Raw genomic sequence first — 21,063 nt, 5'->3', positions numbered from 1 at the left:
AGACGAAAGATCATCAGTAAATTTCAATCACTTCATGAAGAGCAAACGCATAAATCAGTTTCCGGCTGATCCGGATGTGCAGGATGGCTTCCAGTGCCTCTTGATATAAATTTAACTGGGTCGCATAACGTGTCCGCAACACTTCAGCTTGATTTTGATTGTCGGTCGTTTCAAAGACCTGGTCCGATTTATAATCCAGCAGAATATATGTGTCTCCGTCTCGAATCAGGCAGTCGACAATCCCTTGCATGACGGCTTGATCACTCGGACCGTGCCAATCGGACCGGAATCGGGCTGAATCGATCTTATAGGTGAAGGGGAGTTCCCGGTAAACTTCCCCTGCCAGAAGACGTTGCTCAAATAACTGTCCGGTATCAGAGGCAAGGAACGTCGTTAGTTCAGGAATAGCTTCCCGCATCGTCTGTGCCTCGAGACTCGAAATACGTTCCGCCTGTTCCCAGTCGAGAATCTGTTCCTCAAACGAACGACCGGATTCGTAAAGCTGCATCGCTAAATGCAGAACCGTTCCACGTTCGGCACCGGTCAAGGTCGGACCTAAAAATTGCGGAGTCCGGTAATAGGTCGACTGACGATGTGTCGACTCAAAGGCAGCTCGTTCTAACTGTTCTGTCCGTTTCAACTCTGTCACGGTTTGTTTCGCCGCGGTATCTGTTGCGACTTGATACGGATATTGATATGCAAAAGCAGCTTCAATTTGAGTATTCAGCGTCTCGTCACCGGCATGATCAATTTTTTCAAGAACACGGACATGTTCAAGTTGTTCGACCATCTTGGTCAGTTCTTGATACGGGGCAATCTCATCGAGCGCGATGATCCGAAATGACCAGCGCGGCCCCTCTTCGCTCAATAAGAAATTGCGCAGGACGGCTGGTGCTACCCAGTCCGCATATGTCTTGGCATTCCGCCGATCCATTTCCGGCAACAAAAGTTCATCCAGCGGTTGATCCTGCCATTTGATCAATTGATCTTCCAGACCTTTAATCGCTCCGACAAGAATCAGCTTTTCCTTCGCCCGTGTCATCGCGACGTAGAGAACACGCATCTCTTCCGCCTTCATTTCCCGATCCATTTCCCGACGGATGACTTCTTTGAGAAGCGTACCGGAACGCAGGCGTTTGACAGGATCAATGGCATCAAGGGCAATACCATACGTCTTGTGGAGCTGGATTGCCTGAATTTGATCTTGTTTATTAAACTGCTTGCCTAACTGGCTGACAATCGTTACCGGGAACTCCAGTCCTTTCGATTGATGGATCGTCATGATCCGGACGACATCTTCGTCCTCACCTAACGACCGGGCTTCCGAAAAATCTTCCCCGCGTTCGACTAAACGATGAATCAGACGCAAGAAACGGTATAATCCCCGGTAGCCGGACGCCTCATACTGATGGGCGCGTTCATACAAAGCATTTAAATTCGCCTGTCGGCTCCGTCCGCCGTTCAGACAACCGACGTATTCGAAGTAGCCAGTCTGATCAAACAAGGAACGGATCAGACTTGCGAGCGACTTTCCGCGTGCTTCCGTCCGCCAGTGGTGCAGTTGATTAAGCGCTTCATCGACACGCAAACCGAGCGGTGTCTGTTCTTTCGCCACAAGTATAGCGGCTTCGTAAAACGACCCGTCTTTTGATTTAGCACGAATTCGACCTAGATCCCGATCCGTCAAACCGAAAATCGGTGACCGCAAGACACTCGCGAACGGGATGTCTTGCAACGGATTATCGATTGTCTTGAGCAGCGACATCATGATTTGAATCTCAGTTGCTTGGAAATAGCCGCCCGTTGTATCCGCATAAACCGGAAGTTCATATTGTTCAAAAACGTCAACGAGTGCCTGAACCCGTTTTCCCCTCGATCGGACGAGGACGACGATATCACGGTATTCGCACTTCCGGAATCGTTTTTGTTTCGCATCAAAGACGAGATACGGATTCTCATCGTTTACCATCTCGATGATCCGTGTCGCTATGACTTGCGCTTCGAGTTCCTCTTTGTTTGTATCGGTCTGATCGACTAACAGTAGTTCGGGATCAACTTGAGTCGAATCAACATACCCAAGATTCCCTAACCGCAAGTAAGCCGCTTCATCATAATCAATTTCTCCGACGGCTTCGTCCATGACTTGACGGAAAATATGATTGGTTCCATTCAAGACTTCCAAACGGCTCCGGAAATTTTTCGTCAAATCAATGCGTGTCCCGACTTCGGTTTGTTGGAATCGTTTAAACTTATTCAAAAATAATCCCGGTTCGGCATGACGGAATTTATAAATCGATTGTTTGACGTCGCCAACCATAAACAGATTGCCGGTGGCTTCATCTGATTTGGAGACAAGTCGCAGGATTCGTTCCTGTACTTCGTTTGTATCCTGATACTCATCGACTAACACTTCGATGAAACGTTCTTGAAGAAGACGGGCGACATCCGTCGGCTCGCCGTTTTCTTCCAGGATTGCTAATGCAAAATGTTCAAGATCGGAAAAATCTACGATTCCCCGCTGTTGCTTCGCTTCGAGATAAGCTGTCGAGAAACTGCGAACAAGCGTGACAATCATCTCGACATGTCCCAGTTGCGAACGTAAATCTTCCAGATAATCAACCCCGTCTTTCTCAACAAACAAGTCCCGCATTTTTTTGAGGTCACTGACAAGACGCGTGCGCTCTGTCTGAAATTTTTTCATCTCCTCGTCTCCACGTATTCCTTTCCAACGGCCGAATTCGACAGCTTGAAAAGCCAGGGCAACGGTAGTCCAACGATCCTGTTCCGGATTAATCCGTCGGACCGGGTCGACATCCTGCATTAACATATCTGCCATCTCGTCGTATCCGGACTGCCGCAGGCGATACGATAATTCCATATACCGATTAATGACCGGGCCGACCCGTTCCCATTCCAGTTCAAATAATCGTGTCAACAAACTGGATTCATCCGGGTCAATCGGTTGATCGTATTGAGCAATCAAATGGTCATAAAATGCTTCCGGATCCGGAAGTGATCGAGAAAAACGGTATAAATTTGAAATAAGTGTCAACATCGCCTGATCGTCCCGATCCGACGTATAGCTATCAATCAGTTCATAAAATGCCGGATCTGCCGAAGCATAGAAGCTCTCAAACACTTCCTCCAACACGTCATCCTGCAACAACAACAACTCTGCTTCCTCGGCAATCCGAAACGCCGGATCAAGACCAATCCGGTAATAGTTTTCACGTAAAATCGATAAACAAAAAGAATGAATGGTCGTAATTTGAGCACGATTCATCATTTGCCGTTGTTTCTTTAAATAAAGATCATCCGGGGACACTTTGATTTTCGCTTCGATGGCTTCGATGACACGCGTCTTCATCTCTTTTGCTGCCGCGTTCGTAAACGTCGCGACCAGAATTCGGTCCGCTGTCAATGGATCCTCCTGATTGATGACACGTTGCGTCAACCGTTCCACTAATACTGCTGTTTTTCCGGAACCGGCGGCGGCGGATACTAAAATATGCCCGCCTCTCGCATCGATTGCCCGTTGCTGTTCATCCGTCCAATGCACACTCATTCCGTCTCCTCCTTCAACCGTTCCAAGACTTCTTTTTCCGACAACGGATTTAATTGCCGGTAGTCGTTTCCGAGAGATTGATCAAACTGGCAGACGGAACGATACTCGCAGAATGTACAAGGCGTCCGCTCCTGGTAATCAAACGGATCAATCGCAATGTCTCCTGCATACATCGATTGACTGCTCGTCTTCAACTCATCCCAGGCATGATCCATTAACGCCGTCAATTCTTCCTCTTTGACGACACCTTTCGTATGTGACTTATGAAGACCGGTTTTGGTGAATGTTACTTTGACGAGCGGCGATTTTTTACGTTCATCGTACGCAATCTGATCCATCGCCCGTAATACTTCATCATTTTCAACGATAACCCCTTGCATTTGGTACGACTCGAGCAATAACCGGTTCCGTTCGATTTCGTCCGCCGACAAATCTCCGCGCATCATCGGATTTTTGACGTGGAAGTACAGCGCCCCGGCCGGTTTAGCCTGCTGATTAAATAAAACTTCCGACTGTTCAACGACCGTTTTTAGATATAGCAGCATTTGAATCGCCAGTCCATAATAGATTTCGGCAAAATCCAGCTCTTTGGCGCTCGATTTATAATCGACGACCCGAACGTATAATTGATCGCCGATCGTCGCCTGATCGACACGGTCAATCCGGCCTGTAAATTCAATTTCGGTGCCGTCCGGTAAGGTAAATCGAAGCGGCGGGAACATGGCGTTCCCAAAACTGATTTCAAACAAATCAGGTTCGAACTCGGAACGTTCCGCTTGTTTAACAAGCATTTTGGCTGTCTGCTCGACGACATCCGTTAATTTTTTCTTGATGTAACCAAAACGATTCGAACTCATCAAAATCGCATTTTGAATTTCCGGTGTCACTTTCTCGACAGCTTCTTTCGCGAGATTGCTGCACGATTGGTCATCCAGTTCACGCCAACGTTTCCCCGAGGCTTTGATGTTCATCGATAAATCATTGAGCGCTCCGTGGAACAAGTTGCCGATATCCGGTGCTTCAAATTTGTATAATTTCCGTTCTTTTAACCGCAGTCCGTACCGGGCAAAGTGTTTATAAGAACAGGCGTTGTAGGTCTCAAAGCGGGAGACGCTGGCTTTGATCGTGTCACCGTACAGATTGCGTGCCAGATCCTCTGGCAACGGTTCTGCCTGGTTTTGATAAAACAAGGCATTGGAGAACAGGGCCATCCGTTCGCGGCCCCGTCCGTTTTCTAGCAACCGATTATACACATCAAACCAGGACGGTTGAATCGGATAACGACGTTGCAGCCGTCTCAACTCGATTGCCGCAGCCGCTGCCGCCCGTTCCGGACTCGTCACGAACTGAAGCTGATCATCCGGCGCATGATCCCCTGCTTCTGCAAAATATGTTTTTACCGGACGATCCTGCAACAGTTGATGTTTGATCTGCTTAACGATTGATGCCGGCTGAAGCGCCTTTCCGTCCTCATCCACAAGTGCATAACTGATATGCAAAGCCTCACTTGGTGCCGTCACCCCTTGATAGAGGTAATACAATTCGTCGTCAAATACATCCAACGATGCTTTGCCTACCGGAATGCCCTGATCATGCAGAAAGTCATGATCTCCTTCTGACAATAGTTTAGACTGGTCTTCCACAAGTGGAATCAATCCGTCATTGGCACCGAGTAAAAAGACCACTTTGACCTGTTGTAAACGCCCCCGGACGTAATCCGTTGCAATCACTTGATCGAGCGAAGGGGGAACTAGTGAGAAGCGGAGACTTTCAAGCCCGGTCTCGACCATTTGGACAAACAGTTCCGTTGTCAACGTAGCTTCAGGTGCCGCAGCTTCCAGCTGTTCAAAGAGATGCAGTACAGCTTCATACACTTGATCATGCTCACGTGCCTGATTGAGTTCGTTGACTTCAAGCGCTTGTTGCTTCCACGCCGTCAACCGGTCTGTCACATGATGTTCTTCCAGGAAGCGGTACAAAGCGCGTGTATATTCACTCATGGTCTTAGAGGATTTAAATCGTTTTTCAAGTGGTTTGATTGCCTCGACCAGGAATTGACGCCATTCGTTCAGTTCGAGTTCCTCTTGTAATTCCGCATCCGTCAAACTGATTTCATCGGCTAAACGCCGCTTCAGTTGCCATGGTTTTTTCCACATCGAACCCTTGATTCCGCGCTCCAGCACAAATGTCTCTAGGCGATCAAGTGCTAACCGCGGATCTTCTGCCGGAAGTGGAATCAGTTCTGTTTTCAGCAGACGAAAAACAGACTCTTCCCGGTAACCCGTCATCACGATTTCGAGGACAGCATGGACTAATTCGACGATCGGGTGATGCACCATCGATTCCCGTTGATCCAAAAAGTACGGAATATCATACAGTTGAAAAGCGCGTTCCAAGTGATCGGCGTATGGCTCCAGGTGCCGGACAAGAAAAGCGATATCATTAAAACGATATCCGTCCTGACGCACGAGTTGAATGGCCTTTCTGACGGCGGCTTCCGTCTCGACTTGACGGTTGACGGCAGCAGAAACCGTCACTCCGGTCACCTCTTCATCCGTTGCCGGATAGCCGGGCGACAAAAGTGCTTGTTCGAGCATCCGCAAGCCTGTGCTCTGAAATTTAACGGTCTGTCCGTAATAAATGTCTTCATGCGCAATCTGCCGCTCTTTCATCTGTTCAATCAACTGCATGTAACAGCGTTGTGAAACTCCAAACTCAGACTGTTTTGTATAAACGTCTTCGACATCGAGTGTAAAGCTCAGGTGCATGTCTTTCGTCAATTCCATCAATCGGAGCAAAACTTGCTGTTCCTGCAACGAAAATTCATAAAAACCGTCCACGAATACAGAAACGTCGCTTAAATCAGCTTTTGGCAACAGCTCAATCAAGGTCGTAAAATAATCATCGGCATGAAGCGCCTTGTTTGAAATACGCTCGGTAAAACGTTCATAAATCAGGGCTAAATCATTTAATTTCGGTGAGCGTTCCGGTGACGCTCCACTGATTTGACGTAGCATATCCGGATTCACTAAAGAACGTTTAAACGAGGCAATCAATTCGTCTAATCCTTTGTAAAAGCCGGGCATATTTTTCGTCCGTTTAAAGATTTTCAACTCTTCTTCCGCCTCTTCAACAACTTGGCGTAATAGTAGTTGTGTCCCCGTTTCATCTAAAAACGGAATCGCCTGGTTTCCGTAATCCCGGATCATGTGGAACGCAAACCGGCGTAAACTCATGACTTCCATCCGGACAAGACCGGACAGCCGGGGATCCGTCGCAATACGCCGTTCCATCTCAAAAGACATCTGATCCGGTACGATGAAATAGATCGATGGACCAAGCGGTTGTTCGGTCAGTTGATCGATGACCCGTTCAATTAATTGTGTTGTCTTACCGGTACCGGCACGACCTAAATGCATGTAATTCATTCTGCCAGATCAGCCTACACCCATGGTTGTAAACTGATCTCCACCTCCTTTAAATTAGTATTGAGGCGTTTTATTCTGTTTTTTTCTCCCCATATCAAATGAGTGTTGAAAGTAGCAGAAAAGCCCCCGCGTGCAAGACGTAGCATATGTATGATTATCTCACAAATACGAACAAACGTCCGTTTTAAATTGAGATTACATTTTTTCTTTCTGTGCTCGTTTTATTCAGTTTGAATCATTTGTCAATTGCTTTGTATGGAGTTGCAAAAATCGGGTAAAGATTGAGATAATGGTTGTCTTCATCAGACTGAACAGAAAGAGGGACAGACATGCTTTATGAAGACCTTGGTCAAAAACAAGCAATCGAACAGCTCGTCGCACGCTTTTACGAGCGTGTGTATGCAGATCATCTTCTCCGTCCTTTATTCCCATCCGACCGCCGGCAGGTTGAACAGGCGCAAACCCGGTTTTTAATTCAACTTACAGGTGGTCCGAAACAATATGAATCATATGATGAACGAATGAATCTTGCCATGATTCATCGTCTATTGCCTATCACGGAAGTACATGCCATCCGGTGGATTGAACTGATGACGATGACCATCGAAGAGACCATTTCTGATTCAGAGGCCGCGACGCGTTTAATCGAACGTTTACGAATCGGTGCACTCAATGTTCTCCGGATTTGTGATGCTCATCAGAATCGATAAGGGATTTTTCTTTCTCATCGGTACATTTCAAGGTAAAATAAAAACTGGAGGCGATAACCATGACTGAAGAACAAGATAAAAAGAGTGAATTAGTAAAAAGCGCACTCGAACAGGCTGAAGCAGCCAAAGCGACAGAAGAACCGGTCGAAGAAGAAAAGTCTGACGAACAAAAACGCTTAGAACACATTCGGGCACTCGTAACGCTCGAACGTGGATCTGATTATTACCGGGTTGTCTTCTACGACGATCATAAACATTTGATTTTCAAAGAACTGGACTATGACCGGGTTGAATTTGTCGGCCGATTCTACAATGACAGTTTTGATCCGACGAACCAAACAGAACTGGAAGAAATTTCAGAGAAGGCGCTTGCGACATCGATTCGCAAACGTTTCTTGTAAGAGCTGCCGTCTTCCTCATATAAAAGCCGTGTCATCCTCATGTATTCATGGGGAGAGCACGGCTTTTGCTGTAGGCGGACAACGTGTCGTCCGCTTCAGATTATAGTTGTTCTTTTATATTTCGTTTTTTACGGCGCATGACGTAAGCAAGCACTCCGCCGGCAACTGCCAGTCCTGTTGCTGCCAAAACAGGTAAAAGGACTTTTTTCGACGTCAATTTTTGTTTTACTTGTTCCAGGCGGGATTCCGTGACTTCTTTTTGGGTAACTGATGCGCGACGATTGATTGTCATGTGTTTTGCAGCATCCGTTACGACGATTCGTTTTGTCACCCAACGTCGATTTCCTGACTCATCGACGACAAGCTGACGGGCACGTTTAATGCCTTTGATGCGTTTCCCCGGTGTATTTTCCGGTCGGACGATACGTGAACTGATGAAACGACGGCCGCCGTTCACACCAAATCCGGGTTGTAGTTTTCTTCGGTTTAACCATTCGTATGATTCATTCATTGTGCAGCGGTCTTTCGACCGCTTCACCTCCCTTTAATTCTCTCTCTCGCACCTTACTGTTTATTCGCTGTGTTACGTAGTGATTCCTGTTAGAATGTTCCACTTATCGCGCTTTATTAAACGTCATCGGCCGTTCTTCCTGAAATCTCCGTTGCATTTCATACGCCAGTTCCAACGTCTTGATCCGTTGTCGTTCGATACTGTAGGCCGAGGCATCCGTATCAATCCGTTGTCCTGTTTGAAACTCCACTTGAACAGTATTCCCCTTTTTTTGAACAGTCTTCATCTGTTTAAAATTGATCCAAATACATTCCGCCTTCTCTTTTGCGGTCGTCGGGAAGAAAATCGTTTGCGCCTTCCAATCAATCAAAACCGGTGTCTTTCGATTCGGTCCCAGGATATGTCGAGCCGCTTCGATTCTTCCGCGCATAGATGAACCAAAATATAAACAGGATTCTTCAATCAGCTTAATCGGATGGCCTTCTAACACGACTTCCGACTGTTCTTGAATAAGTAAGGTTTGCGGTTCCCCGTATGGACCATATTTCGGTACGAGGGCCAATGTTTCTTCTGTAATTTTATGTCGCATCCTGATTTCTCCCTTCTTGTATTAGTATCGTTATATCAAATTCCACATGACTTCGTTTGGACATTCTCATTATTTCCCAAAATAAAAAACGAGATATGACTATCTCGTTTTTTAAGATCTTATTTTTTTCCGGACGATTCTTCCTGAAAATGTCGTGGAAAATTAAATTTCACACAAACTTTATTTTGTTCATTTCCCGCAATGAGATTTTCAATCGTCACTTCTCCTTCATGCCGTTCGACAATCCGTTTGACGATATATAATCCAAGCCCAAACTTACCTTCTTTTCCGCGTGAAAATTGATGGAATAGCGGAGAAGACGCTTCTAACGGCGGACCGTCATTCAAAATTTCAACAGTAGCCGTCTGCCGGGTACCGGAAAGGCGAATTTCAATGGTCGACTCCGCATAACGAATCGCATTATCCAGCACATTTTCCAGAGCCACACGCAATTGTTCCCCTTCCCCTAACACGATGCCCGCTTCGCCAGTGATTTTCCACGTCAGTGCTTTTGTTCCGACAAACCGTTTTTGAAGCAAATGAACCATCCGGTCCAGATCGACATGATCCCATGTTGAACGATCCAGTTCAAAATAATCGAGTTTCGTTACATACAACAAGGCCGCGACTTTTTTCTCCAAGCGTTCTGCTTCCTCTTCGATGACGGAAACAGAACCTGTCAAATCACCGTCCGGATAAATTCCGTCCGAAATCGACTGGGCGTAACTGCGAATGACCATGATCGGCGTTTTCAGATCATGTGAGATATTTTGAAGCAGGGATTTTTGCGCTTTATCCTGTTTTTCCAAATCCATTCGCATTGCGTCGACTGACCGGGCCAATCGTCCGATTTCATCACCGCGATCAAGAGGAAGAGGCGTATCCCACTTCTGTGCCGCTATCTTGCCGACCGCCCGCTCAATCTCGATTAAAGGATGGGTCAATCGTCTGGCAAGCCAAAAGGCGATAAACAAGGTCAGGATGCTGACAATTGCGACCACCCAACCGATTTTCGAAAATAACTGCGTGATCAGTTCCTGGCGATATGCATCCCAGACGTACGAAACACGGTAATAGGTCTCGCCTTTAATCTCCATCTTTAAGATGCTGTAGTAAACATCCTCTTTATCCAGACGGGTCGTATATTTTTGCATTTCTTTTTCCTGGTCAATCGCATCACGATACATTTGATTGACCAGCTGTTGCGGTGCCCCGCCATAATACAACTTTCCATTTTTCGATAACAATAAGACATTGACAGAGCGTGATTCCTGTTTCCGTCGATCGAATTCAATCGGATTGTCTTGTAACATCTCGATGACAGAGGCATCTTCCGAGAAAAAGACTTCACTGTTTTCTAACGTCGCATAAACTTGCTCATCAATGAAATTACCAATCGATGAGCGCATGACGATTAATATGACAATGGAGAGTGTTGCAATGACGAGCAGGAACATCGCCCAGATTTGAAAACCCAGACTCCGATTTTTCATGCAGCCACCAGACGGTATCCAATCCCGTAAATGGTTTCAAGTTCCAATTTGGAAAGTTTTTTTCGGACCCGTCGGACAAGGTCATCGACGACACGATCCGATCCAAAGTAATCGTCTCCCCAGACGCTCACTAAAATTTGTTCCCGCGACATCGGTGTTCCGATTTGCGTAGCAAACAGAATCAATAAATCATATTCTTTTGAGGTCAAATCAATTTCCTGACCATTTTCTTCGATGATTCGTTTTTCCGGATAAATCGTGTAGTCTCCATACCGGATGAGACCAGTTTTAGGAGTCGCATATGCCCGTGCTAAAATTTTCTTTACACGAATGACGAGTTCACGCGGCAAAAACGGTTTTGCGATGTAATCATCCGATCCCATCTCAAGACCGATGATTTTATCGATGTCTTCATCCCGGGCTGAGATAAAGATGACCGGTGTGGTTTCGTCGTGGGCTTTAATCCGTTTGATCAATTGAAACCCGTCGAGGTCCGGTAACATGATATCAAGGATCCATAAATCAGGTTTTTCAATGATGGCGGATGCTGCCGCTTCCCCGGACGTAAACGATTTTACTTGCCAGCCTTCCTGTTCCAAATACTTGACCAAGACGCGGTTCAAGTTCACTTCATCGTCAACTAAATAAATCGTATGCATCATCATCACTCCTGCTTAAGTTCTTTTTTTCAGTGTAACAAAGGATTTCCGCAGAATTATGGGAGAATCTAAAATTATACAAAAAAACGCTCTTTTCTAAAGAAAAGAGCGGCGTACGTTAGACTTAATTATTTTACAAGGCGCAACGATGGATATGTCGCACGTTCTACCTGTGTTTTTGTATTTGCTGATACATGACGACGTTCCGTTTTCACGATGTGTGTCAGGAACGTGACACCGCCACCAAGCAAGACGGTCACACCAGTCATTAAAATAATCTCCATTGTTTTCGCCACCCTTTTCTATCGCAATTGATAATCAGTATCATCCTCAAGATGACTATATCACGCCTGATAGAAAATGAGAAGCATTCTCAGAGAATTAATCGTTTAAAAATTTCCGCTGTTCTTCTTCATGACGTTTCCGAATGATTTCCCGCCATTGAAACTCTCCCTGTTCCAATCCGTTTATCAAAATTTCGGCGGTTCCGACATTTGTCGCAAGCGGCAAATCGTAAACATCACACAAACGAATTAACGCCGATACGTCCGGTTCGTGGGGTTGGGCGGTCAGTGGGTCCCGCAAAAAAATGACGATATCAATTTCTCCACGGGCAACCATCGCCCCGATTTCCTGATCGCCGCCGAGCGGTCCCGACTTACAGCGGTGGACCGTCAATGCGGTCGCCTCCATGATCCGTTGCCCTGTCGTACCCGTGGCATATAAGGTATTTTTGGCAAAGTAGGCTTCATATGCCCGTGTAAACATCATCATCTCGTCTTTTTTCTCATCGTGTGCAATTAAGGCAATATTCATTTGCTCTCCCCCTCTTTACCTATATGCACACAAAAAGAACTTCAGAAACCTGAAGTTCTTTTTTCTACAGTAGATTTACGAATTGGTCGGTTGTTTTTTCAAAACTGTCCGTAAAATCTTACCGGTCGTATTTCGCGGCAGTTGATCAATGAATTCAATCCGCGTTGGACATTTATACTTGGCAAGTGAAACGGCACAGAAGTCCATGATTTCCGATTCGGTCAATGGTTGACGAACGACAACAAACGCTTTGACTGCTTCTCCCATTTCTTCGTCCGGTACACCGATGACGGCTGCTTCGACGACTTTCGGATGCTGGTACAATACTTCCTCGACTTCACGCGGATAGACATTATAGCCGCCGACGATAATCATGTCTTTTTTCCGGTCGACGATATAGAAGTAACCGTCCTCGTCCTGTCTCGCCAAGTCACCGGTATAGAGCCAGCCTTCTTTTAACGTCGCTTGTGTTTCTTCCGGCATTTTGTAATAACCCGTCATGATGTTTGGTCCACGGACAATCAATTCACCGACTTGTCCGACCGGAACTTCCTGCCCGAGTTCGTCCACAACTTTATTTTCAACATTCACGATCGAAGGGCCGATCGAGCCCGGCTTTTGCACGCCGTCGAGCGGATTAAAACAGGTGACGGGAGAAGCTTCTGACAGACCATATCCTTCAAGGATATGACAGTTAAAGGTTTCGTCAAAGGCTTGCAATAACGGAACCGGCAGACTTGCTCCACCCGATACGAATAAGCGGATGGATTCAAATGCACTCGTATATTCTAGATGCGCCTTAACCGTCTGCAACAGGAAATTATACATGGTCGGTACACCGGCAAAAATCGTCACCTGTTCCTTTTTCGCCAGTTCAAATGTCTCCTGAGGTGAAAAACGTGAAGCGATGATAATGGCTGCGCCGTGTGCAAGCGATGCATTGACGACGACCGTCAGACAAAAAACATGGAACATCGGTAATACAGCGAGTGTCCGATCCTGTTCCGAAACATTTAAGTACTCGCCGATGGAACGGGCATTCGAAGTCAGGTTCCGATGTGATAACATCGCTCCTTTTGGTTTCCCTGTCGTCCCGCTCGTATAAAGAATGACGGCTGTCTCATCCATTTCATACGTTACTTCCTCGATCGGATGTTCAATCTCCAACCAACGTTCAAGCGTCGTAAATTGAATAGTTCCAAGCTGTTCTTCCGGACCGACTTGACCGTTAAACGGAACGGACACGACGACGGCAAGATGCGGTAAATGAATCAATCGCTCTTTTGCCGCTTCGACAAGCGGTGCAATTCCGAGAATCCCTTTGACATCCCCGTTCATCAAAATATAACCGAGCTCATCCGGTGTATACGTTGGATTGATCGGTATCGCAATTGCCCCTTGCTTCATCACGGCATAATATCCGATTAAAAAAGCCGGACTGTTTCCAAGGATTAGAGCAACGTGATCTCCTTTTCGAATTCCATGTGATTCGAGTGCTCCGGCTGCCCGGTGAAACTTCTCAACAAATTCACGATAACTGACTGCGACATCTTCAAATACGTAGGCGATGCTGTCCGGACGTTGCCGAGCCGTTTCTTCCACCGAATGAATCAATCCCATCATAACTAGCTTCCCCCTTCGAATGAATAACCGTTCATTTTTAGCGTAAAAAAAATCCATACATGACGTGTCCGCCTGTATGGATAGTGTAGCATTTTATGGAAACGTTTTCACGTTCTTTCTTTTTAACCGTTAACGATGACGCCGCCGTTTAGATGCAAGACTTGACCCGTCATATAACTCGAGTCGTTACAAGCCAAGAAGACGTAAGCGGAAGCCATTTCTGCCGGTTGTCCGGGACGATCCATCGGCGTGTTTTTACCAAACGTTTTGACCGATTCATCCGGGAATGTATCTGTGATCAATGGTGTCCAGATTGGACCTGGGGCCACTGCATTGACGCGGATCCCCTGTTTCGCCAGGTTCATCGACAGACTGCGTGTGAAACTGACGATGGCTCCTTTCGTCGACGAATAATCAATTAAGAGGGAGTTTCCTTCATATGCTGTCGAAGACGTCGTATTGATGATAGCTGAGCCGAGCGTCAAGTGAGGCAAGGCTGCCCGTGCTAGACGCATCATTCCGAAAATATTTGTTTTGAATGTTTTTTCCATCGATTCATCTGTGATGTCGAGCAACGAATCTTCCGGTTTTTGCATACTCGCATTGTTGACGACAATATCAAGACGACCAAAACGGTCGATCGTTTTTTTGACAAGTTCTTCACAATAGGCACCGTCTCCGATGTCTCCTTGAGACAGCAACACTTCTCCACCGAGCTCTTCAAGACGGGCTTTTGTTTCCTCTGCGCCTTCCTGATCGCCGTAGAATGCAATGACGATTTTAGCACCTTCCAATGTATAGGCGATTGAGATCGCACGTCCGATTCCTGAATTACCACCCGTTACGATCGCGACTTTTCCTTTTAATTTCCCGGCAGCGCGGTAATCATCCCGTTCATAATACGGCAACGGCTGTTGATCTTCCGTTTTCGGCAGACCTTCCGAAACTTTTTCAAAATTGATGAAGTCGTTTAATGTACCCTCTAAAAAGTTATCTTTATTGTAGCCCATGAAAAAAGCTCCCCCTATGCAAGTTGATAGAGAGAGTTTTCCCAAAAAAGCTTATGCTAAAACGTCAAGCACTTCGTCCAGCTCAACAGCTCCGAAATATTTCTTCAATTCGTACTGACTCAGAACTTCACGTAATGAAGAGCGGTCATACCGCTTTCCTTCCAACGCCCGAGCAATTTCCGAAGCATCCTCGACTCCGAAGAAGTCGCCGTAAATTTTCGCTTCTTCGATGATTCCCTTTTTTACATTCAGGCGGAAATCAATCGTTCCGATCGGGAAACGTTTTTTATGAATCACATCAAACTTCGGTGATTTACCGAAATTCCAATCCCAGTTTCCGTACCGTTCGGCGGAAATCGCGTGGACTTTTACCCAGTCTTCATCGGTTAAGACGTACCGTTCCATCTCTTTTCCTTCATAAATCGATCCCAGGAGATGCTCGACGAATTGATTCATCGTCAACGGTTCCGTCAAAAATTCAGAAATATTCGCGACCCGGCTCCGGACCGATTTAATCCCTTTGGAACGCATTTTTTCTTCACTGACGACCAACGCATTGACGACTTCCTCGATGTTGGAATCAAGCATCAGTGTTCCGTGGCTGAACATCCGGCCTTTAGTCGTAAATTGGGCGTTCCCGCTGATTTTCCGGGTTCCGACATGGATATCATTGCGACCTGACAACTCTGCTTCGACTCCGAGTTTGTGTAAGGCTTGCACAACCGGTTCCGTGAACTTTTTATAGTTGTTAAATGAATCACCGTCATCTTTCGTCAGGAAGCTGAAGTTTAAGTTCCCGTGATCATGATAAACGGCACCGCCACCGGACAAACGACGAACGACATGAATTCCGTTTTCCTCAATGTATTTCAAGTTGACTTCTTCACTCGTGTTTTGATTTTTACCGACGATGATCGATGGACCGTTAATATAAAACAGGAAATAATCTTCTTCGTTGACGTTCAGATTATTTAGGATGAAGTCCTCGACAGCAAGATTGATCCGTGCATCGTGAATATCGGGATGGAAAATGAATTTCATAAGTTTCTTGTACTCCTTTAGCAATCAAATTTAGTTACAGCCGTCGACTCCACACGCGTCACCTTCAGCTACGATTTCCACTTTTTGTTCTTGCTGGATCCGTTCCAGCACTTGACTGAATGCTTCAACAGGTTGTGCGCCTGAAATGGCATATTTCCGGTCAAATACGAAAAATGGCACACCCGTCACACCAAGTTCACGGGCCATTTCTTCTTCTTGACGTACTTCATTGGAAGACTCCTCTGATGCGAGAAAAGCTTCCACAGTTGCAGGATCCAGTCCGACAGCAGTCGCGATTCTTGTCAAAATCGAGTCATCATTTAAGTTCTCACCGTTCATGAAATAGGCTTGGAATAATTCTTCTGATACCTCGTCCATTTTATCATGCTTTTTCGCAAGTTGGGTCAGGCGGTGAGCTTTAAATGTGTTGGCAGGAACAACACGGTCCATCTCATAAAACAGACCATCCGTTTTCGCGGCATCCACGACGCCTTGCGACATTGATCGGGCTTGATCGACGGATGTCCCGTACTTGGATGCCAGGATGTCGTACAATCCCATTGTCGGTGTTTCCGGTGCTGACGGATCGAGTTCAAAACTTTTAAATTCCACCTCGACATTTGTCGCTCCATTCTCCTGAATGGCTTTTTCCAAACGTTTTTTACCGATATAACAAAACGGGCAGGCATAATCTGACCAGACTTCAACTTTCATTTCGTTCCATCTCCTTCATACTAGTTATCATGTACATTTAGCATAATCGTCCGGACAGTTGCTTGCAATGAATCTGATTCCAGACGACAGCAAAAAGGGGCTGACTCAAAAAAGAAACACTCATTCTTTTACACCCTTTCCTCAGGCGAGACACAAGCCAGTATTTCTGCCTCGTTCAGGCAAAAACCCGGGTCTTGTTTGTCTCTGACAGCGCAAAATTGCGCTTTTCCCTGTAGGAGTGGCGTGAAAAGAGTGTTTCTTTTTTAACGCAAAAAGGGTGGCAGATTCCAATTCTGCCACCCTTTTCTTTGTAGAATCTGACTTTTTAGTCAGCCCCTTTTGTCGAACCAAGATTTATTCTGTGACGAGTGCGTGCGCCGCATCTTCGATTTCAATCTCGAGTTCTTTTGTATACTCTGCTGTTTGTGCAGCTGTCCAGTTCAAGTGACGAGCCATCTCTTTGATGACGGCTTCTTTGTGCTGACGTGCCCATGCAATATCAAAGAAGACTGCGCCGGTCCGACGGATGAAGAAGTCAATTGGACGGGCTACCATCTCGTGGTTGATACCGTAATGGAGTTGTGCGTAAACATCACGCGGTAATTCTGTTTCCGCCGCATCATACTCTGCCGCATATTCCAAAACAACCGGTACGTTTGAACCGTAGCGTTTCGCAAGGAACAAGACTTCTTCCGATGTTAATCCATTTGCCGGTGCTTGTGATTTCAAGAACTTCGCGTATCCGGATGCTCCTCCGACATGACCGCCTGAAATCGGCATGTTTTTTGTTGCACAACGGGCATACGCGACATTTTCTTCTTTTTTGAGAAGTTTTGCGACGAGATCGACGACATGCTCGCCCATTTTACGGTAGCCGGTCAGTTTTCCGCCGGCGATTGTAATTAAACCGGATTCAGACTGCCAAACTTCGTCTTTCCGTGAAATTTCAGATGGATCTTTGCCTTGTTCGTAAATCAACGGACGAACACCGGCCCAGCTCGATTCTACGTCTTCTGCTGTCACTTTGACATTAGGGAACATGTAATGAATCGCGTCTAAGACATAATCCTGGTCTTCGACTGTAAACTTCGGATGCGATGTATCTTTGTCGAAGAACGTATCCGTTGTTCCGACGTATGCTTTTCCGTCACGCGGAATTGCGAAGATCATCCGACCGTCCGGTGTATCAAAGTAAACAGCTTGTTTTAACGGGAATTTTGACTGATCGATGACGACGTGAACCCCTTTTGTCAAACGGAGTTGCTTTCCGACTTTTGAACCGTCTTTTTCACGCAATTCATCGACCCAAGGACCAGTTGCATTAACGACTTTTTTCGCACGAATTTCATGAACGTCCCCTGTCGCGAGATCCGTCACGCGCATCCCGACGACTTTTCCGTTTTCATACAGAATTTCTTCCGCTTTCGTGTAGTTGATGACACGTGCTCCGTGCGCAACGGCTTCTTTCATGACTTCAATCGTCAAACGGGCATCATCTGTCCGGTACTCGACGTAATAACCGCCGCCTTTTAAACCGTCCTGTTTCACGAGCGGCTCTTTCGCCAATGTTTCTTTTGCCGACAACATCGAACGCCATTCCGAACGTTTGACGCCTGCTAAGAAATCATACACCCGTAATCCGATTGACGTACTGAACGGTCCGAATGTACCGCCTTTGTGCATCGGTAACAACATCCATTCCGGTGTCGTGACGTGTGGTCCGTTCTCATACACGATCGCCCGTTCTTTACCGACTTCAGCGACCATTTGAATTTCAAATTGTTTTAAATAACGTAAACCACCATGCACCAATTTCGTTGAACGGCTTGACGTTCCGGCTGCGAAGTCTTGCATTTCAACGAGTCCAATCTTCATGCCACGTGACGCGGCATCAAGAGCGATTCCTGCTCCCGTGATTCCTCCACCTACGACAAGTAGATCAAGTTCTTCACGCGTTAATCGATTGTAGACCTCTGCACGGTTTTTGCTTGAAAATGGTTGGTTTGCCATGAATAGTTCCTCCTGTTTTGGGTTCGAAAAAAAAGAGACCACAACAAACAGACTGACGGTGTCAACTGTTGCTGTGGTCTCTCCATATTCTCCGACCGGTTTATTAACTTGTCTTGACTATAACATATGTCACATCATTTAAACAACATTGCCGCTTGAACCGCTTTTTTCCATCCAGCGTAAAGATCTTCGCTTTCGGCTTCCGCCATGTTCATCTCAAAACGACGATCCATCTTCCAATGTGCTGCGATCTGCTCTTGATTTTCAAAGAATCCGACGGCAAGACCTGCAAGGTACGCTGCTCCGAGAGCCGTCGTCTCATTAATTTCCGGACGTTCGACCGGTGCCTGGATGATATCACTCTGGAATTGCATAAGGAAATCATTTTTGACAGCACCGCCGTCGACACGTAAAGCAGACATTTCGATTCCGGAATCCTGCTCCATCGCCGTAAGAACGTCACGCGTCTGATAAGCCAGTGATTCAAGTGTCGCCCGGATGAAGTGTTCTTTTTCCGTTCCGCGCGTCAGACCGAAGACTGCACCACGGACATCGCTGTCCCAGTAAGGTGTCCCTAGACCGACGAAAGCAGGCACGACGTAGACGCCGTCTGAAGATGTCACACGTGTCGCATAAGCTTCTGTTTCCTTCGCATCATTAATGAGACGAAGTCCGTCGCGTAACCATTGAATCGCTGAACCGGCGACAAAAATACTGCCTTCGAGCGCATACTGGACTTTCCCGTCGATGCCCCATGCGATGGTCGTCAGAAGACCGTGTTCCGATGTCACGGCTTTATCACTTGTGTTCAGCAACATGAAACATCCCGTTCCGTATGTGTTTTTCGCCATTCCTTTTTCGAAACAAGCTTGACCGAATAAAGCGGCCTGTTGATCTCCGGCAGCTCCAGCAATCGGAACCGATTCACCGAAGAAGTGATAGCCAGCTGTATGCGCATAAACTTCAGAAGACGGACGGACTTCAGGAAGCATCGCTTTCGGAACATCGAGGAGCTGAAGTAATTCGTCATCCCATTTCAGCTCGTGGATGTTGTACATCAACGTCCGGCTGGCATTGGAATAATCCGTGACATGGGCTTTGCCGCCTGACAACTTCCAAATCAGCCATGTGTCAATTGTTCCGAACAACAATTCGCCACGTTCTGCCCGTTCCCGGGAACCTTCAACGTGATCCAAAATCCATTTGACCTTTGTCCCGGAGAAATAGGCATCAATCAATAAACCTGTTTTTGCCCGGAATAATTCGGCATGACCGGCACTCCGCAACTCGTCACAAATCTCAGCTGTTTGTCTCGATTGCCAGACAACTGCATTATGAATCGGCTTTCCTGTCTCTTTTTCCCAGACGACCGCTGTTTCCCGTTGGTTCGTGATGCCGATCCCGGCGATTTGAGTCGCTTTAACGTTAGCTTCTGTTAAACAGGTTGCCACAACGGCAAGGACACTTCCCCAAATTTCATTGGCATTGTGTTCAACCCAACCTGGTTTTGGAAAGTATTGCGTAAACTCACGTTGTGCGGAATGAACGATTTCTCCGGCACGGTTGAACAAAATCGCCCGTGTACTCGTTGTTCCTTGATCTAATGACAAAATGTAGTTCTCCATCTCTTCCCCATCCTTTGTATCTAGTAAGTTAAGCTTAAGCTGACTTCGACTTCACTGACGTTGATTTATTCGGACGAACACCGAATTTATAGCATAAACCTAATATGACGATTGTCACAAGTCCGACAATCACAAATGCCGGTGTATCTTTTCCGGAAAAGACGGATCGGTAAAACAATCCACCGAGACTTCCGCCAAGAACCGGACCAAGAACCGGAATCCAGGCGTAACCCCAGTTGGAAGAACCTTTTCCTGCAATCGGCAGGATAAAGTGTGCAATCCGCGGACCTAAATCACGTGCCGGGTTCATGGCGTAGCCGGTCGTTCCCCCAAATGACATTCCGAGACCGACAATCAAGACACCGACAACCAATGGATTCAGACCGTCTGAAAACGTATTGGCTCCAATTGATAAAATCCCGATGACAAGTAAAAATGTCGCAATCAATTCACTCATGACATTGGCAAATGTATGGGGAATTGCAGGTGATGTCGCGAAAACACCCAGTTTTGCCGCCGGATCTTTTGTTTCTGCCCAGTGTGGCAGGTAATGAACGAAAACAATACTTGCTCCGGCAATTCCGCCTAATATTTGTGCCACGATGTATCCTGGAACGTCCGCCCAGGCAAATGATCCGTCAAAAGCAAGACCAAGTGTGACAGCCGGATTCAAGTGAGCGCCACTAAATTGACCGACTGCATAGGCAGAGAGCGCTACTGCAAATCCCCAGGCTAACGTAATGACAATCCAGCCGGCATCTTTTGCGTAGGATTTCGTTAATGTAACACCTGCTCCGACACCGTTCCCGAATGCGACGAGAAGCGCTGTCCCTAAAAATTCTGCTAGTACCGGTGACATATGATTTCC

17 protein-coding genes are annotated in these 21,063 nt (G+C 46.5%); 2 read left to right on the top strand and 15 right to left on the bottom strand.

What is annotated here, in order from left to right; all coding sequences use genetic code 11:
• Positions 1-13 precede the first annotated feature (13 nt).
• Both addA and addB read right to left on the bottom strand, forming a co-directional pair.
• The gene (gene addA, locus N7U64_RS08030) at positions 14-3,565 is read right to left on the bottom strand and encodes a helicase-exonuclease AddAB subunit AddA (protein WP_318929252.1); all 3,552 of its coding nucleotides are present in this window, start codon (positions 3,563-3,565) and stop codon (positions 14-16) included.
• A complete protein-coding gene (addB, locus tag N7U64_RS08025) occupies positions 3,562-6,993 on the bottom strand; it encodes a helicase-exonuclease AddAB subunit AddB (protein ID WP_318929250.1) in 3,432 nt (1,143 codons plus the stop codon). The genes addA and addB overlap by 4 nt, the downstream gene beginning before the upstream one ends.
• A gap of 329 nt (positions 6,994-7,322) precedes the next feature.
• Here addB and N7U64_RS08020 point away from each other — a divergent pair, with 329 nt between their 5' ends.
• A complete protein-coding gene (locus N7U64_RS08020; protein WP_012369633.1) occupies positions 7,323-7,703 on the top strand; it encodes a truncated hemoglobin in 381 nt (126 codons plus the stop codon).
• A 59-nt stretch (positions 7,704-7,762) separates the two neighbouring features.
• Positions 7,763-8,104: a hypothetical protein gene (locus N7U64_RS08015; RefSeq protein ID WP_012369632.1), complete on the top strand. Its 342-nt coding sequence runs from the start codon at positions 7,763-7,765 to the stop codon at positions 8,102-8,104.
• A 100-nt stretch (positions 8,105-8,204) separates the two neighbouring features.
• On the opposite strand, the gene N7U64_RS08010 is transcribed toward N7U64_RS08015, so the two are convergent.
• From N7U64_RS08010 to N7U64_RS07950, 13 genes are all read right to left on the bottom strand, one after another.
• Positions 8,205-8,615, bottom strand: coding sequence for a hypothetical protein (locus tag N7U64_RS08010; protein ID WP_318929247.1), 411 nt, complete (start codon positions 8,613-8,615; stop codon positions 8,205-8,207).
• Positions 8,616-8,718: 103 nt separating this feature from the next.
• Entirely contained in the window at positions 8,719-9,204 is a 486-nt protein-coding gene (locus N7U64_RS08005) for a competence protein ComK (RefSeq protein ID WP_012369630.1), read from the bottom strand.
• A 119-nt stretch (positions 9,205-9,323) separates the two neighbouring features.
• Positions 9,324-10,697 carry a sensor histidine kinase gene (locus N7U64_RS08000; RefSeq protein ID WP_012369629.1) on the bottom strand — a complete coding sequence of 458 codons (1,374 nt, stop codon included), beginning with the start codon at positions 10,695-10,697 and terminating at the stop codon, positions 9,324-9,326.
• Positions 10,694-11,359: a response regulator transcription factor gene (locus N7U64_RS07995; RefSeq protein WP_012369628.1), complete on the bottom strand. Its 666-nt coding sequence runs from the start codon at positions 11,357-11,359 to the stop codon at positions 10,694-10,696. Before N7U64_RS07995 ends, N7U64_RS08000 begins: the two co-directional genes overlap by 4 nt.
• A 125-nt stretch (positions 11,360-11,484) precedes the next feature.
• Positions 11,485-11,640: a hypothetical protein gene (locus N7U64_RS07990; RefSeq protein WP_167315838.1), complete on the bottom strand. Its 156-nt coding sequence runs from the start codon at positions 11,638-11,640 to the stop codon at positions 11,485-11,487.
• 97 nt (positions 11,641-11,737) lie between these two features.
• Positions 11,738-12,172 (bottom strand): methylglyoxal synthase, encoded by a 435-nt coding sequence (locus N7U64_RS07985; RefSeq protein WP_318929241.1) that lies wholly within the window; start codon positions 12,170-12,172, stop codon positions 11,738-11,740.
• Between the two features lie 75 nt (positions 12,173-12,247).
• Entirely contained in the window at positions 12,248-13,792 is a 1,545-nt protein-coding gene (locus N7U64_RS07980; protein ID WP_318929667.1) for a fatty acid--CoA ligase family protein, read from the bottom strand.
• 125 nt (positions 13,793-13,917) lie between these two features.
• A complete protein-coding gene (locus N7U64_RS07975) occupies positions 13,918-14,805 on the bottom strand; it encodes an SDR family oxidoreductase (protein ID WP_012369624.1) in 888 nt (295 codons plus the stop codon).
• 51 nt (positions 14,806-14,856) lie between these two features.
• The gene (locus N7U64_RS07970) at positions 14,857-15,846 is read right to left on the bottom strand and encodes a lipoate--protein ligase (protein WP_318929239.1); all 990 of its coding nucleotides are present in this window, start codon (positions 15,844-15,846) and stop codon (positions 14,857-14,859) included.
• 30 nt (positions 15,847-15,876) lie between these two features.
• Positions 15,877-16,560 (bottom strand): DsbA family oxidoreductase, encoded by a 684-nt coding sequence (locus N7U64_RS07965; protein ID WP_318929237.1) that lies wholly within the window; start codon positions 16,558-16,560, stop codon positions 15,877-15,879.
• 354 nt (positions 16,561-16,914) lie between these two features.
• Positions 16,915-18,570 (bottom strand): glycerol-3-phosphate dehydrogenase/oxidase, encoded by a 1,656-nt coding sequence (locus tag N7U64_RS07960; RefSeq protein ID WP_318929235.1) that lies wholly within the window; start codon positions 18,568-18,570, stop codon positions 16,915-16,917.
• A 134-nt stretch (positions 18,571-18,704) separates the two neighbouring features.
• Positions 18,705-20,195: a glycerol kinase GlpK gene (gene glpK, locus N7U64_RS07955; protein ID WP_318929234.1), complete on the bottom strand. Its 1,491-nt coding sequence runs from the start codon at positions 20,193-20,195 to the stop codon at positions 18,705-18,707.
• Positions 20,196-20,229: 34 nt separating this feature from the next.
• Complete coding sequence (locus tag N7U64_RS07950; protein WP_214765644.1) at positions 20,230-21,054, bottom strand: MIP/aquaporin family protein; 825 nt, start codon at positions 21,052-21,054, stop codon at positions 20,230-20,232.
• Positions 21,055-21,063: the final 9 nt, after the last annotated feature.

The sequence above is a fragment of the Exiguobacterium sp. K1 genome (genome assembly GCF_033721435.1).
GTDB lineage: Bacteria > Bacillota > Bacilli > Exiguobacteriales > Exiguobacteriaceae > Exiguobacterium_A > Exiguobacterium_A artemiae.
This window is presented reverse-complemented; position numbering and strand designations above follow the sequence as displayed.

What these genes read in the sequence shown, in the direction of transcription:
- addA (WP_318929252.1), bottom strand. Translation starts at nt 3,565, where the DNA reads ATGAGTGTGCATTGGACGGATGAACAGCAACGGGCAATCGATGCGAGA.
- addB (WP_318929250.1), bottom strand. Translation starts at nt 6,993, where the DNA reads ATGAATTACATGCATTTAGGTCGTGCCGGTACCGGTAAGACAACACAA.
- N7U64_RS08020 (WP_012369633.1), top strand. Translation starts at nt 7,323, where the DNA reads ATGCTTTATGAAGACCTTGGTCAAAAACAAGCAATCGAACAGCTCGTC.
- N7U64_RS08015 (WP_012369632.1), top strand. Translation starts at nt 7,763, where the DNA reads ATGACTGAAGAACAAGATAAAAAGAGTGAATTAGTAAAAAGCGCACTC.
- N7U64_RS08010 (WP_318929247.1), bottom strand. Translation starts at nt 8,615, where the DNA reads ATGAATGAATCATACGAATGGTTAAACCGAAGAAAACTACAACCCGGA.
- N7U64_RS08005 (WP_012369630.1), bottom strand. Translation starts at nt 9,204, where the DNA reads ATGCGACATAAAATTACAGAAGAAACATTGGCCCTCGTACCGAAATAT.
- N7U64_RS08000 (WP_012369629.1), bottom strand. Translation starts at nt 10,697, where the DNA reads ATGAAAAATCGGAGTCTGGGTTTTCAAATCTGGGCGATGTTCCTGCTC.
- N7U64_RS07995 (WP_012369628.1), bottom strand. Translation starts at nt 11,359, where the DNA reads ATGATGCATACGATTTATTTAGTTGACGATGAAGTGAACTTGAACCGC.
- N7U64_RS07990 (WP_167315838.1), bottom strand. Translation starts at nt 11,640, where the DNA reads ATGGAGATTATTTTAATGACTGGTGTGACCGTCTTGCTTGGTGGCGGT.
- N7U64_RS07985 (WP_318929241.1), bottom strand. Translation starts at nt 12,172, where the DNA reads ATGAATATTGCCTTAATTGCACACGATGAGAAAAAAGACGAGATGATG.
- N7U64_RS07980 (WP_318929667.1), bottom strand. Translation starts at nt 13,792, where the DNA reads ATGGGATTGATTCATTCGGTGGAAGAAACGGCTCGGCAACGTCCGGAC.
- N7U64_RS07975 (WP_012369624.1), bottom strand. Translation starts at nt 14,805, where the DNA reads ATGGGCTACAATAAAGATAACTTTTTAGAGGGTACATTAAACGACTTC.
- N7U64_RS07970 (WP_318929239.1), bottom strand. Translation starts at nt 15,846, where the DNA reads ATGAAATTCATTTTCCATCCCGATATTCACGATGCACGGATCAATCTT.
- N7U64_RS07965 (WP_318929237.1), bottom strand. Translation starts at nt 16,560, where the DNA reads ATGAAAGTTGAAGTCTGGTCAGATTATGCCTGCCCGTTTTGTTATATC.
- N7U64_RS07960 (WP_318929235.1), bottom strand. Translation starts at nt 18,570, where the DNA reads ATGGCAAACCAACCATTTTCAAGCAAAAACCGTGCAGAGGTCTACAAT.
- glpK (WP_318929234.1), bottom strand. Translation starts at nt 20,195, where the DNA reads ATGGAGAACTACATTTTGTCATTAGATCAAGGAACAACGAGTACACGG.
- N7U64_RS07950 (WP_214765644.1), bottom strand. Translation starts at nt 21,054, where the DNA reads ATGTCACCGGTACTAGCAGAATTTTTAGGGACAGCGCTTCTCGTCGCA.